This is a genomic window from Pseudomonas sp. AM8 (genome assembly GCF_036346475.1).
GTDB classification, from domain to species: Bacteria; Pseudomonadota; Gammaproteobacteria; order Pseudomonadales; family Pseudomonadaceae; genus Aquipseudomonas; species Aquipseudomonas marginalis.
On the sequence record NZ_JAOTNX010000002.1, the window covers coordinates 438,615 to 452,158 of the forward strand.

The 13,544-nt window shown below is 52.0% G+C and carries 13 protein-coding genes and 3 pseudogenes; 11 read left to right on the plus strand and 5 right to left on the minus strand.

What is annotated here, in order from left to right; genetic code table 11:
* The first annotated feature begins 116 nt into the window (after positions 1 to 116).
* The 6 genes from V3W40_RS07000 to V3W40_RS07025 all read left to right on the plus strand — a co-directional run bounded on the left by V3W40_RS07000 (position 117) and on the right by V3W40_RS07025 (position 3,214).
* Positions 117 to 1,178, plus strand: coding sequence for an SDR family oxidoreductase (locus V3W40_RS07000; RefSeq protein WP_122528464.1), 1,062 nt, complete (start codon positions 117 to 119; stop codon positions 1,176 to 1,178).
* A gap of 51 nt (positions 1,179 to 1,229) precedes the next feature.
* Positions 1,230 to 1,439, plus strand: coding sequence for a hypothetical protein (locus V3W40_RS07005; RefSeq protein WP_065945829.1), 210 nt, complete (start codon positions 1,230 to 1,232; stop codon positions 1,437 to 1,439).
* On the plus strand, positions 1,436 to 1,912 hold the full coding sequence (locus tag V3W40_RS07010; protein ID WP_330214725.1) for a hypothetical protein: 477 nt from the start codon (positions 1,436 to 1,438) through the stop codon (positions 1,910 to 1,912). The genes V3W40_RS07005 and V3W40_RS07010 overlap by 4 nt, the downstream gene beginning before the upstream one ends.
* A gap of 51 nt (positions 1,913 to 1,963) precedes the next feature.
* Positions 1,964 to 2,503, plus strand: a complete 540-nt coding sequence (locus V3W40_RS07015; RefSeq protein WP_330214930.1) for an SH3 domain-containing protein — start codon at positions 1,964 to 1,966, stop codon at positions 2,501 to 2,503.
* Between the two features lie 152 nt (positions 2,504 to 2,655).
* Positions 2,656 to 3,051, plus strand: coding sequence for a hypothetical protein (locus tag V3W40_RS07020; RefSeq protein ID WP_330214931.1), 396 nt, complete (start codon positions 2,656 to 2,658; stop codon positions 3,049 to 3,051).
* Positions 3,052 to 3,082: 31 nt separating this feature from the next.
* On the plus strand, positions 3,083 to 3,214 hold the full coding sequence (locus V3W40_RS07025; protein WP_083221774.1) for a DUF2256 domain-containing protein: 132 nt from the start codon (positions 3,083 to 3,085) through the stop codon (positions 3,212 to 3,214).
* Between the two features lie 42 nt (positions 3,215 to 3,256).
* On the opposite strand, the gene V3W40_RS07030 is transcribed toward V3W40_RS07025, so the two are convergent.
* Positions 3,257 to 3,622, minus strand: a complete 366-nt coding sequence (locus V3W40_RS07030; RefSeq protein WP_330214726.1) for a histone-like nucleoid-structuring protein, MvaT/MvaU family — start codon at positions 3,620 to 3,622, stop codon at positions 3,257 to 3,259.
* A gap of 190 nt (positions 3,623 to 3,812) precedes the next feature.
* Positions 3,813 to 4,237 (minus strand): annotated as a pseudogene (locus tag V3W40_RS07035) (methyl-accepting chemotaxis protein); the annotation flags it as partial.
* A gap of 1 nt (position 4,238) precedes the next feature.
* Between V3W40_RS07035 and V3W40_RS07045 the strand changes: the two are divergent.
* Both V3W40_RS07045 and V3W40_RS07050 read left to right on the plus strand, forming a co-directional pair.
* A pseudogene (locus tag V3W40_RS07045) lies at positions 4,239 to 4,385 on the plus strand (potassium transporter TrkH); the annotation flags it as partial.
* A 133-nt stretch (positions 4,386 to 4,518) separates the two neighbouring features.
* The gene (locus V3W40_RS07050) at positions 4,519 to 5,838 is read left to right on the plus strand and encodes a chloride channel protein (protein ID WP_330214728.1); all 1,320 of its coding nucleotides are present in this window, start codon (positions 4,519 to 4,521) and stop codon (positions 5,836 to 5,838) included.
* A gap of 76 nt (positions 5,839 to 5,914) precedes the next feature.
* Here V3W40_RS07050 and V3W40_RS07055 read toward each other — a convergent pair whose 3' ends face one another.
* The gene (locus V3W40_RS07055; protein WP_330214729.1) at positions 5,915 to 7,555 is read right to left on the minus strand and encodes a methyl-accepting chemotaxis protein; all 1,641 of its coding nucleotides are present in this window, start codon (positions 7,553 to 7,555) and stop codon (positions 5,915 to 5,917) included.
* 321 nt (positions 7,556 to 7,876) lie between these two features.
* Positions 7,877 to 8,114: pseudogene (locus V3W40_RS07060) on the minus strand (DUF4113 domain-containing protein); the annotation flags it as partial.
* 222 nt (positions 8,115 to 8,336) lie between these two features.
* Here V3W40_RS07060 and V3W40_RS07065 point away from each other — a divergent pair.
* From V3W40_RS07065 to V3W40_RS07075, 3 genes are all read left to right on the plus strand, one after another.
* The gene (locus tag V3W40_RS07065) at positions 8,337 to 9,173 is read left to right on the plus strand and encodes an isocitrate lyase/PEP mutase family protein (protein WP_330214730.1); all 837 of its coding nucleotides are present in this window, start codon (positions 8,337 to 8,339) and stop codon (positions 9,171 to 9,173) included.
* Positions 9,174 to 9,257: 84 nt separating this feature from the next.
* Complete coding sequence (locus V3W40_RS07070; RefSeq protein ID WP_330214932.1) at positions 9,258 to 10,349, plus strand: bifunctional transcriptional activator/DNA repair enzyme AdaA; 1,092 nt, start codon at positions 9,258 to 9,260, stop codon at positions 10,347 to 10,349.
* 295 nt (positions 10,350 to 10,644) lie between these two features.
* On the plus strand, positions 10,645 to 11,742 hold the full coding sequence (locus V3W40_RS07075; RefSeq protein ID WP_224265960.1) for a hypothetical protein: 1,098 nt from the start codon (positions 10,645 to 10,647) through the stop codon (positions 11,740 to 11,742).
* A 364-nt stretch (positions 11,743 to 12,106) separates the two neighbouring features.
* Here the strand turns inward: V3W40_RS07075 and V3W40_RS07080 are convergent, their stop codons facing one another.
* A complete protein-coding gene (locus V3W40_RS07080) occupies positions 12,107 to 13,324 on the minus strand; it encodes a DUF1444 family protein (RefSeq protein ID WP_330214731.1) in 1,218 nt (405 codons plus the stop codon).
* Between the last annotated feature and the right edge of the window lie 220 nt (positions 13,325 to 13,544).

Here is a 13,544-nt window from a genome sequence, read left to right on the forward strand (position 1 = left end):
CTGGAGTTCGGGAGGTGTGTTCGACATCCTCTTACGACGGCCCCCCGTACGGATCCGGTTTAGGTTGAACCTCTGTTACTTAGGAGGACTCCCAAATCTAAATCCAGGAGAAACGTATGACCCAGACAGCTTTGGTTGTGGGCGCCAGTGGCATCGTCGGCAGCGCCATCACTCAGTTACTAATCGACAACAAGTGGCAGGTCGCCGCGCTATCGAGGCACCCGTCGCAATCGCAAGGCGTGATCCCCGTCGCGGCAGATCTCCAAGATCCAGCTTCGCTGGAAGATGCGCTTGCGGATCTGAAACCTACTCATGTGTTCATCACCACATGGTCACGGCAAGCTACGGAGGCCGAAAACATTCGCGTTAATGCCGCCATGGTTCGCAATGTGCTCACCGCCATTCGCCCAGCCAAGAGCGTCGAGCACGTAGCATTGGTCACTGGCCTGAAACACTACCTCGGCCCATTCGAAGCCTATGGAAAAGGCAGCCTCCCGCAAACGCCGTTCCGCGAAGAGCAGGGTCGTTTGGACGTTGAGAATTTCTACTACGCCCAAGAAGACGAACTCTTCGTTGCTGCTGAAAAGGACGGCTTCACATGGAGCGTTCATCGCCCGCATACCGTCACCGGGGTTGCTGTAGGTAATGCTATGAACATGGCAACTACCCTCGCCGTCTATGCCTCGATTTGCAAACAGACCAATCGCCCTTTTGTGTTTCCCGGATCAAGGGTGCAGTGGGACAGCCTCACCGATATGACGGACGCCCGGCAGTTGGCGAAACAACAAATGTGGGCGGCCACCACACCGGCTGCGGCCAATCAAGCATTCAACGTCACTAACGGCGATGTATTTCGTTGGAAATGGATGTGGAGCCGAATTGCCGACTACTTTGACTTGCCTGCCGCCGATTATCCCGCTTCACTCTCCCCTCTTGAGAAGCAGATGGCTGACGATCAAGCCCTATGGACGCAAATAGTCGCGGAGAACGGCTTGAAAGAATCCGATATTGGTCGCCTGATATCCCCATGGCATACCGATGCAGACCTCGGTCGACCAATCGAAGTAGTAACGGATATGTCGAAAAGCCGTGTCATGGGCTTCACTGCCTACCAAGCGAGCGATCAAGCATTTTTCGATGTGTTCGACAAACTACGCGAGATGCGCTTGATACCCTAGGTCGTGCCACAACGGATATGCTCAGATGATTCCAAGGAGAGGAGAGGGAAAATGGCAAGCGAATATTCGTTATCAGACGTTCTGGAAAGAATGTACCAAAATCAGCTCGCTCTCGAAGCTGCACTCATGGAATTGACCCTCCATGTGGAGGCTCACGGACATGCGGATGTAGGAAACAACGTCCGTGGCGCCCTTGAAACCATTGGCGAAAACGCCGGACATATCAAGCAAGGTCTAGCCCGGCTCAAAAAACTCCCATGAGGCAGCCGCTTTTTGATTTTGATCTCAAACGTGTCTCACGCGAGCACTACGTCACAGGGAAAGCAGCCATCAACTTTCCGCATTCAGGAAGCACAACGGGTGGTTGGCATTACCTGTCCTACTTTGACCGAGTGTCCGGCGTAGCCAAGGTATCTCTCGCGGGTATTCACTATCCTGACACCACCGCCTTCTTTAGCGACCTGGGCATCATCGATGTCACTGAGCAAATGGCGAAGCTTGGCTGGTCTGTAGAAGGTCGACAGTTACACATGGCGGATCACTATCGAGCCGCCGCCGACATGATCGTGCGGTGGGCATTGAGTGAGTCTGCTCACTGCAATCTCGAGGTTGATGAGTGGTTTCCATCCCCATCAGAGAAACAACAACTCCTTAAGGTACTCGACGTGGCAAAGCCGGAGCTCTTCCAGGTTGGCAGGCTGCAGAAAGTGGAGGCTTGGCTAAGCTTGCAGTGAATACCGGCACGCAACCAGCAGCTTGGTGCGAACTGTACGAGGGCAATGGATATGCGCAAAAAATCCCAGTCGTGGTTAGTCCCGCTTGTAATTCTCTTCGTGGTCTTTTGGGCAATAAGCAAGAAAGACACGCCTCCCGCTAAGGTTCCGCCCAACAAGCAGCCCACGCCGAACGCCTTAATTTCTGCTCCGCTACCAGCGACCCAGCCAGTACAGAGCGTACCAGTCGATCAGTTTGTAAATGCGGATAGGTTGAACCTGCGGAACCAGCCTGGAGGAAAGGTTATCTCGACCTTGAAACGTGGCGACAGGATTCAAGTCTTCGAAAAGAAAAATGATTGGGTTCGCATCAGCGTAGATGGTCAGCCAGCTAAATGGCTATCATCTAAAAGCCTCTGTGACGGGGCGAATTGCTACGCAGTCTCCAAGCAGGAACCAGTGCGTCAGACGAGACCTGCTCCTCAGCCTATTCCTCGGCAAACGCCGAGCTATGGATCCTCTTGCCCTTGTTCATCCGGAAACGTCTGTATCGGGCCTAGAGGCGGTCGGTACTGCATCACTTCTGGGGGGAACAAACGTTACGGTGTTTGATTCCATCTCCATCACAGCACACCAGTCCTAATGGGCTGCGGCGACTCGCAGGGAGCTAATGGGCACAGCGACCTCGATGGTGTAGTACATAGCCACCATCCTATAATCCGTGCCTGCAATCTCCCCAGGAGCTCATCACTATGGAAGCGAACATGCCTCAGCCTTGGTACAACACTCGTCCAGCCCCCGTCTTCATGACCGTCTTCTACTGTTTCATCATCCTGCTTCAAGCTGGCGTCTGGGTGGTGGAGGAAGGTTTCGAGCAAACTCGCTTTGGTGACATTTCTATCTCGGTGTTTCTCAATATCTGCGTAGTAGCGCTGCTGATGTTCGTTGGCGGCTTGATGCTATTAGCCAGGAAAAAGAGTAGTTCGCTTTGCTTCATTCTTGCCTTGGCGTTAGGTGTAACGTTTTCCATTAGCCGAATGGGCAGCGGTTCTATAGTCCACCTGCTCACCCTTCCGATGTTCAAGGAGTACGCTTTGGTTTTCGGGATCTGGGTTTACAGCCTTCAACTGCGCACCACCGGATACTTCTTATCGAAGTAAACTGCTAACCATCATCAACGTGGGTGCCGGTGTGAAAAAGAGCGAGCTTCCGGTAAAAACATGCCTTACGTGCGGCCTTCCTTTCACTTGGAGGAAGAAATGGGCGCGCTGCTGGGAGGAAGTTCGTTATTGCTCGGAGCGCTGCCGGCGCACAAAAAGTTGAGCCAAAAAAGGGCCATTAGGGGCCCTTTTCTATCAATAGAGATTACTTCGCGAGCCAAGACTCTACAGTCGCCGCGCCGTGCTCACTTTTCCACTCTTTCAAACCTTTGTGATTGCCGCCCTTCGTTTCGATGACCTCGCCGGTATGCGGGTTCTTATAGACTTTCACCTGGCGGGCCTTGCGCGTGCCCGCTTTCGGCGTGTCTACAGGAACGCGTCGACCGGCTTGCGGATCAAGCAGGTTGATAACGTCCTTCAGGCTGTAGCTGTATTTTGTGAGCAAATCGCGGAGCTTCGTTTCAAACTCAATTTCTTTCTTGAGGCCTGCATCGCCCTTGAGAGCTTCGAGCGCCTGGAGTTGTTCAGCTAGATGTTTTTCGAGTTGGCGGAATTCTGCGAGTTTGGACATGAGAGTTTCCTTAGTAATTAGTATTGTCACGTTACGAGAGAATAGACACTCGCAGGAAGGAGAAGACTCAACTCTTAGATCCCTATAAAATGCTGGGTGTTCTTCGTTTACGATTGAATCAACGCGCTATCGGTAGGAGCGTAAGCAAAAGCTGGGGGGAGGCAACAAGTTGAGCTCCCCTTCTGTCGCGTTACAGCTTGAAACGCGAAACGACAGTACGCAGTTGCCCAGCCAGCAGCGAGAGTTCTTCCGCAGTCACAGCGTTGTCCTCTATCCCCTCCATCAATGCAAGGCTACCGTTACGAATCTCGGTCACATTGCGATTTATATCCTCCGAGACGGCGTGCTGCTGAACCGCCGCGCTGGCTATCTGGGTGTTCATTCCTACGATTTGCTCAACGCCGTCATTGATTGCATCCAGGCTGGTAGAGGCCTGATCAGCGGATTCGATGCACTCCTGCGCGCGCAGTTTTCCCGCTTTCATTTGCTCGACGGCGTCGCCTGTTGCAGTTGCAGCTCTTGGATAATCCGGCGGATCTCTTCAGTGGAGTTTTGTGTGCGCGAGGCCAGAGTTCTGACCTCGTCGGCGACCACCGCGAATCCTCGACCCTGCTCAGGCTTAGGCACAATCATCGGGCCTGCTGGTAACTTCTCGTCATTACCTGACGCTGCAAAATGGTTGCTTACCATTGGCATGCTGCTGGGACGGCTGGAGATACTCACCGTCCTGGTACTCGTAACACCGGTTTTTTGGAGGTATTAGTCCTATCAATGAATAGGTGAATACCCATGGGCGCAAAAAAGCCTGTCGAGCGGCTCCGCCAAAGCTGTTTGGAACGAGCTGCTTATTTGGTTAGTCTTGCGGTCAATATGGCGACTTCAAGGAAGCCCTTCGGGTGATCAAACCGATAATGCTGTTACGCCGAGGCTTCGCCTCAATGCGCTGGCGCACCAGGGTCACGTTATGGATTGCGGCAACCATTGCCGGCCTACTGGTGGTGGCTTTCGCAAGGCTGGCAGACATGGCACTGGCGCAGTTTGCTCAACAGACCGCTGAGCGAGCGTGGCTACCTTTTATTTACACCCCACTGATCGGCATGCTCGTAGTCTGGCTGACAACGCGCTTTTTCGTGGGCGCCCAAGGCAGCGGAATTCCTCAGGTAATCGCAGCAACACGACTTGCACGTCAAGGTAAGCCCATTAACAGACTGGTTTCACTGCGCATTGCTTTTGCCAAGATAAGCCTTGGAACTCTAGCACTGACCGGCGGTTTTTCGGCGGGGCGTGAGGGGCCCTCAGTTCAGGTTGCGGCATCCATCATGCACTTCTTTCACCGTTTCTTGCCCAATGCGCGAATCGTACGCAGCGAGGATCTTATTCTGGCGGGAGGTGCAGCGGGTATTGCGGCAGCATTCAATACGCCCCTGGCAGGGATAGCATTCGCGGTAGAAGAGCTGGGACGCAAGCTGGAAACCCGTACCAGCGGCGTTCTTCTTAGTACCATCATCCTATCTGGGATGGTTGCCATTGCCTTGCAGGGAAACTACAACTATTTCGGTCACTTCGGCATTCAGGAAATCAACTTCGATATAGTCGTGCCGGCACTGGTAATCGGGATTGGATGTGGGCTATTGGGTGGTTTGTTTAGCCGCATGTTGTTATGGCCCCAGCGTCACCCACAGTTCATCATCTGGCAATGGCGGCGCCTGCATCCGGTGTGGTTTGCCGGTATCTGCGGATTGATCGTTGCCATATTGGGCTGGCTGAGCGGCGGAATGTCGTTCGGCAGCGGTTATGGCATTACCTCGCAGGTCATCGCATCCGATGTTGTCCTGCCATGGCACGCACCAATTACGCGTTTCTTGGCGACCGTAGTGACATATTTTTCGGGTATCCCTGGCGGGATTTTTGCCCCTTCACTGGCGGTAGGGGCCGCTGTCGGCGCGAATACCGCAGAGCTGTTCCAGCTTGCCGCGCAGCCTACTATCGCACTCTGTATGGTGGGTTTTCTAGCTGCCGTTACTCAGTCGCCAATCACCTCCGCCATTATTGTGATGGAGATGATTGATAGTCACAGTATGGTGATCAGCCTCATGGCGGTAGCCTTGATTGCCAAGGCCGTCAGCTCAAGAATGGGGCCTGAATTGTATCAGCAATTAGCACGCGGCTTTCTCCAGGCCGGAGAGCCCAATTCCACGGCAAGGAATCCGACCTGATGGGCTTTACTAGGGCATCGTGCTGCGTAACGTCAGTTGAAAGACACACCAGTAAAAACGAACTTTTCATTCTGATCTAAAGCTTAAATTGGGCTACCAGCTGATTGAACGACACTGCAAGCCTTGAGAGTTCGCGGCTCGAAGCATTTGTCTGATGTGCTCCTGTAGCAGTTTGAGCTGATAAGCTTTGGATGTTCACGAGATTACGATCTACCTCACGAGCAACCTGCGCCTGCTCTTCTGAAGCGCTGGCGATCACGAGGTTGCGTTCTGTAATCGCCGCAACACCCTCGGTGATTGATTCCAGCGCAACGCCGGCTGCCTGCGCAAGCTGACGTGTGTTATCTGCCTGGCGCTGACTTTTGCTCATGGTTTCCACTACAGAAGTCGCGCTTATCTGCGCGGCACTGATCATTCCCTCAATTTCGACTGTGGAGGATTGAGTACGATGAGCCAAGGCTCTTACCTCGTCGGCCACTACCGCAAAGCCGCGCCCCTGCTCACCCGCTCTAGCAGCTTCAATGGCGGCATTCAATGCTAGCAGGTTGGTTTGGTCAGCAATCGAGCGAATCACCTCAAGCACCTTGCTAATCTCTTTCGTCTGATGAGCCAACTCTTGGACTTGCGAGCTGGACGAGTTGATTTCGCCAACCATGCCTTCAATCGCTACAACCGCTTCTCCAACCTTACTCTTGCCAGCCATGGCATCTTGATTGGTGCGTTGCGATATTTCTGCTGTAGAAACCGCATTGCGAGCAACTTCATCGACAGCTGCGGTCATCTCATTGACCGCAGTGGCTGCTTGCTCAATTTCGCTGTTCTGCTGAGTAAGGCCACGCGTACTTTCGTCCGTGACGACGCTTAGTTCTTCTGCTGCAGAAGCAAGCTGGTCGGAAGCACTCGATATATTTTGGATCGTATTTCGAAGGTTGGTCTGCATTCCACCCAGGGAGGAAAGCAGCTGCCCGGTTTCGTCGTGGCTACCCGCGTCGATATGTTGCGTAAGATCGCCGCCGGCAATGCGCTCTGCAGCGGCGACTGCGTAAGACAACGGGCGTGTAATAAGGCGTGTGATAAGAAGACCCAAACCCATTGCCAGAAAGAAGGCAATTACCATACCCGCAATCAATATGAGTTTAGAGTTCAGAATGAGTACATCACTATCACGTTTGAGATCATCTGCTTGATCAATATTAGATGCTATGATCCCCAACATCTCTTTTTCAGCGAAACCATACTTACTACTCACCTCTCCTGTCAGAAGCGATCTCGCGCCTGGCAAATCCCCCGACTTCAAAGTATTGGCGAACTGATTAGCCGCCTTTATATAAGCAGGCCATTCAATTTCAAACTTGTCACCTAGCACTTTTTCGTCGTCACGCAGCGGTGTGCTACGATAAATGGCGAATGCATTTTCTACAGTACGCTGACGGTCAGACAATGATTTTTGAGTAGTTGCAAGCTCCGCCTCACTTGCGTTACCTGCCTTTTGTGCCAGCAGTAGGTACAGATCTCTATTGTGATAAATTACTTGTTGAAGCGCCTCATTGACTTTGTTGATTGAGGTTATATTGTTGCTGAATACGGATGCGATGGTGTCGCCTAACCGGGAGTTGCCGTTCATCCCGACAAGCCCAATCGCGACAGTGATCAATGCGCAGAGCAAAAAGGATATCGACAGCTTTGCCGCAAGACGCAGGTTCAGGAACCAAATCATAGAGTTTTCTCTTCATAGTGTGAGATCTGGTTAACCGAGAGGCATGCCATTGATCAGAAGAAGTATCGGCTAATCATTTTTTTTATTTAGTATTATTTTTCGCCGAATGCTAAATAGATAACTTTAATCCTGCACACTAACACTGGAAATATTGCTTTCAATAATAATTCGCACTTAGAGTCCCAATACTGTAGTTCGAGAGGTGTGCTCCCGAAACCCTACTGCCTAAAAGCTTCTCATAATGTTCATCAAGCTGAGCCATGATTTCGCAATCCTCTTTCTGTACCGTCTGACAGCTCGTGGAAGTGCGAGTTATCCGCACTACACAGTCCAAAGCTGATCAACACGGGTCGTAAAACTTTGGCTCATCGCCTCTCTTCGCATTCCCCAACCGGGATCGGTAGGTGCAATCGCCAATCGCATCGTCCCCCTGCCCCAACGACCATTGATCGCATCCAGCCCCATGACTTTCTCGATAGCCTCAGGCTGGGGGATGGAAAAATTTATCGATGTACTCACCCTTCTGGCAGAGGTTGACCAGAAGCACTTCTGCTTTGCTGGTAAGCGTCCGAGGAAGTCATCTACCCGATCCCTGCGATGGCTGAATGTGTACGGCAACGTCTTTCAGCAGGCTTTTGAGAAGGTATTCAGCCCTCCCTAGCCCGCAAAAGCTATATTCGCTAGCTCTTAAATCACTGTCGATTTCTCGGTGGAGACGTCGGTGTAGTCAGCTTACGATAGCGCGCTCTGCATCTGTCTTTTCTCACCGGGGTACCACTGAATGACGCCACTAAGTGCGGTTTTTCGCAACCTTCACCAAGATAATTTGTTGGTACTCGCCAACGTGAGCGATGCTGGCAGCGCACGTATTGTCGAGAGCGTAGGGAGTAAGGCAGTCGCGACCAGCAGCGCCGCCGTTGCTTGGGCGCATGGATACCAGGATGGCAATCAACTTCCCCTAAAACTGCTGACTACTACAGTTGAGTCAATGGTTCGAGTGCTTACAGTCCCCCTCACGGTCGATGTCGAAGGGGGCTATTCCGACGACCTTGAGTCGGTTGCTAAAGTTATTGACTGCGTAGTTAGGGCTGGAGCCGTTGGAATCAACATTGAGGACGGAACAGGCAGCACTGATCTGATTTTGCGAAAAATCGAAGTGGCAAAGAAGGTAGCAAACAAGCATGGAATAGACTTGTTCGTGAACGTACGAACTGACGTTTATCTGAGATGTTTGGTAGAGCCAGCGCGACAATTGCCAGAGACCCTCTTCCGTGCATCGCTGTTCGAGCAAGCAGGTGCAGACGGCATTTTTGCGGCTGGAATGGTTGAGGAAAACGACATTGCTACACTGTGCGAGGCAACGCGGCTACCCGTCAACCTGCTTGCCTGGAACGGCCAACCCGGCATGGATGAATTAACGAGTCTAGGCGTCAAACGGCTAAGCGCTGGTTCCAGCATTTCTGAATTCTTATGCGGCGCCAACAAGGCGTTCGCCAAGAGCTTCCTGCGAACGGGAAAGCTTTTCGAGTATCCATTGGACGCATATACCTACAGCGACCTGAATAACCTTATGGCAGCAAAAAAACACCTAAGCGAAAAGTTATCTTCGCCCTATTAATCTGTGATCCGCATGAAAATCGCCGCTGTTTTCCGCACCTCGAAAGCGATTTTCACACCCATTCGAGGACGAGGCTACGCTCTAATGAGATCTTACAATCACGCTCTTCCGCCCAGAAGCGAGATGGTAAATGCGATGCTATGCAGCGACACCGCCTATGAGGGCGTTTTTTTCACTGCTGTCAAAACTACAGGTATTTTTTGCCGCCCTACATGTGGTGCACGTAAGCCAAAGCCCGAGAATGTAGAGTTCTTTTCGCAGGCCAACGAAGCGATGGCTGCAGGTTATCGGCCTTGCTTACGATGCAAGCCATTAGATCTCGCGGCTTCCGCGCCAGATTGGGTCAAGGGGCTACTGGCCTCTGTATCTGCATCACCTGACGCTCGCTGGAGTGATGCTGAACTAACTACGCGTGGTATCGATCCGTTACGCTTACGCAGGTGGTTCAAACAAAATTTTGGCATGACTTTTCATGCATGGATGCGCTCTAGAAGGCTCGGTGTCGCCCTAGGCCGGATTTCTTCGGGCGAAACCCTGGATAACACAGCATTTGACTTAGGATACGAGTCATTGAGTGGCTTTAGGGATGCTTTCAAAAAAACATTTCAAATGCCCCCCGGTAAGGCAACTGAAACGTCCCTCCTGCTTTATCGCCATCTGACTACACCGTTGGGCCCAATGATTGCCATGGCAGAGGAACGAGGTTTGGTACTCCTCGAATTTCTTGACCGTCCGGCGCTAACCGCTGAATTAAACGAACTGCGTGGGCGTCATGGGTATTCAATTGCGCCTGGCGAGCATCTCCACATCAAGCAAATCGAAGTGCAACTAAAACTTTATTTTGAGGGAAAGCTAAAGAAATTTTCAGTACCGCTCCATATGCCAGGCAGTTCTTTTGACAGGCTTGTGTGGGCAGAGCTTTTAAAAATCGACTATGGAACCATTTCAACCTACGGTGCCATCGCTGGGGCCATCGGTAAGCCAGGTGCAAGCCAAGCAGTGGGCAATGCAAATGGACACAATCGCTTATCCATTATCGTTCCCTGTCACCGTGTCATAGCGACGAATGGAGCACTCGCCGGATATGGCGGAGGACAGCCCCGAAAAGAATTTTTACTGCGTTTGGAGAAGACTACTTTGCAGATAACTCAACAGGACGAATTCCTGTTGGATTAGCTGCTAATCGGAACATATGCAGACACAACTAAAGAGTTCCGGAAACAGACCCTCCGAACTCCAGAACTAATAGCGTAAGTCCCCACGTGTCAGCAGGTTAATTCCACATCACCTATTTCCCAACGGTGCTGGATTGAGTGATACGCGATGAGACATCCCGGGCTAACCACAAGACGTGTTGGACAGAACCTTACGATCAGCTATTGTCGCACCAGTTTAAGCTTGGCTTCTAACGTATCAGCGAGCGTTCTAAATGCAATCAATACTACGCTTCAGGACTATCACGTTTGGTCTGATGCTTTTTGCAAGCCAACCCCGTGCAGACTCACTGGTAAGCGAAGAACAACTCTTACTGCCCATCCAGGTTGACTCACATATTGAGAAAATCGAAGCATTAATCGTTCGTCCCGTAAAGGAGGGTAAGTACCCCATTGCACTGATTGTTAACGGCTCGGCGGCAACATCTCCGTCCGCCGCACATGCCGATTGGCTTGCTCATATCGCTCACGACTTTGCGCACCGTGGCTGGCTTGCCGCATCTATTGTATGGCCCGGCTATGGTCGTTCGACCGGAAACTTCATGAATGAAGGGGGAACTTGCACCAATCCCAACGTGGCACGATTTCTCGATGCGCATGGCAGAGAGCTTGGCGCCGCATTGGCGGCTGTGCGTGAGCGTCCAGATGTAGATCCATCCTTGGCAGTAGGTGTTGGTATCTCTATCGGCGGAGCGTCAATGCTAGACCTCGCGGCTCAACCAAGTCACCCATTGACGGCGGTAGTTAACATCTCTGGCGGCGTTTACCACTACACAAATGTGGGCTCTGCGGACTCTAATTGCTCGTTATATCAAACTGATCTTGTGCGAAACCTCACGAAATTTGGCAAAGGCAACCCAACGCCAACGCTCTGGATTTACGCCGAGAATGATCCGTTTTTCAGCCCAGATCTTGTAGGTCGGATGATCGCGGGCTACCGCTCGGCGGGAGGTAATGCTGAACTGGCGTTGCTACCCCCATTCGGTAGGGATGGGCACTCGCTCTACAAACAAGAGGCCAATACCCTTTTAAAGCCTCATATCGAAGATTTTCTCAGGAGCAACCGGCTTCCTGCCATGGACGACAGCGCATTAATGCTGCTGCTTTCGAAGCTGGCGCCCGAAGACCGTGCGAGCGCTGAGGCTTATCTTCAGAGCGTTACCGAGAAAGCCATGGCCATGTCCAAGGAAAGTAGCAGCATTTACTGGTACTACGGCGCGCGCTCACTCAAGACAGCACGAAAGCAGGCGCTTAGCAATTGTCGCAAGGCAACTGGCAAGCCCTGCCAGCTCGTTGCGCAAAATATGGAATTGATTGATGGCTGGCAAGATGTGGTTTCCCCATCGGAGAAATGACGAGCTGCTTGGCGTATCGACCATATGCACTGAGTAACCAACGCAAGCGGAGCGCGCAGGCTGGCACAGCCGAAGGCGTGAAGGATGGACGCCCGCAGGGCCGAGATACGGCGGGACGCGGGAGCTCGGTTCGCCACAGCCTGCCCGCGCACAGCGGCTCGCCAACTGAAGTAAGTCAGTCAGATCTTGCGGCCCGACTCAGTAGCGCTAGAGAAGCCACCAACCCCACATCGGTAAACTCCCAAATTTTCCCACCAGGATAAGCAATCAAAATGGGGAGTGTATCGTAATGATAAATTGCGACTGCTGCTTTGCCAGCTCAGCGATACCTCCATTGCCGTGCGCCAGAGTAGTAGAGCACTGATCACAAGGTAGTCAGGCGATTAAGCTGCTCAACCGAAGGAAATCCCAGTGTCCGATAGCGACGTGGATAGCCCGCTTCTGTAGCCAGCAGATCGCCAAGCTCGGATTCAAGTTCACTCCAGGAGACGGTTTTGACTGTCGCTTCCCCACCCTCAACAGGTTCAACCAACGCGACGCGATCTGTCTTGGGCAACAGCGTCAGCACACCTTTTGTCCAGGCGCTCATCGATACCGTCTGGTTTGGTTGGTCAGCCATTTGGAAGAGGTTGTAGGAGGCGACGAAGATGTCGATGCCCTTTTCCAGATTGAGCTTGTCGAGCAACTCTTTCTGATTGGCATAATTACTTTGCAGCAGCAAATGCTCCAGTGTAACCAACCGACTGCTGACCCCTTCATCATCACAGTTAAACGGTATGATATCGCGACCTTCGTAGGTGTAAATATCGGTAGAGACAGCACGCCCCCTTTCAAGAGCCTGGAAAGCAAGCTCTACCATCTGACGAATTCCCTGTTCGTCCTTGTCTCCAGTGACCATCAGGACGTCTCGACTGGGCACCATGAACACTGGCCGACCTTTAACTGGCACGCGCTGAAGGACATCTGGCAACAACACCCTGCTGGTGTCGTACCCATCCGCCCACTCCCCAGCGTATAGGCCTGGAATAATCTCCCCGAAGGCTTCGTCTGTCGTATCACGCAGGTTCTCGATGGAGATCTTTACCGCCTCTTCCATCGTCACACCCCAATGTGCTTCGGGGCCATTGGTAAGGGTGGCAGTGGACTCGGGCGAATCGACAGCAAGCAGAATAACGCAGTCTCGGCCCAAAGGCAGTGAAACATAATCGTACTGCTTGTCGCCATTTTTACGGGCGTGTTCCAGTCGAATTTCTTCAAGCATGGCAAGGTTGCGAATCACCGGACGCAGCTGTGCTTTGACATTATCAAACACAGTCTCGGTTTTTCTACCCGCCTCTAACAGAGTCGATACGTATCCGGTCAGAACGGCGGATTTCTGTGCTTTGTCTGCATTTTGATAGTCGCGAAAGGCATTATGGAGATTGAAGTACGATCCATCCCCATGGCGGATGCGGAACTCGTTCTTCTCAAAATTCAGATTCTCGCTGAAGCCAGCTTTACGAGTCGAATCCATAAATTTTTTGGCAAATGCTTCATCAGTTAGCGGTCGATTGAAGAATTTGTCGAGCAGGGAAAAAAGCATGTACAGAATCCTTTTTGTCAGCAGGCAATTGTAAACAGTGGGAATTGGGCAGGCTTAAACTTGTTCAGAGCTTGGGACGGCTGCTCTCCATATCGACAGCTATCAGACGAAATTGAGGTTACGTAACGGAAAACGAGCAGCGCCAATCATGTGCCTGATTGTAGTGGATGTGTGGATACTGCCCTCCTACGAGGCGGCAAAAAGCTCCAGACCTCTCACA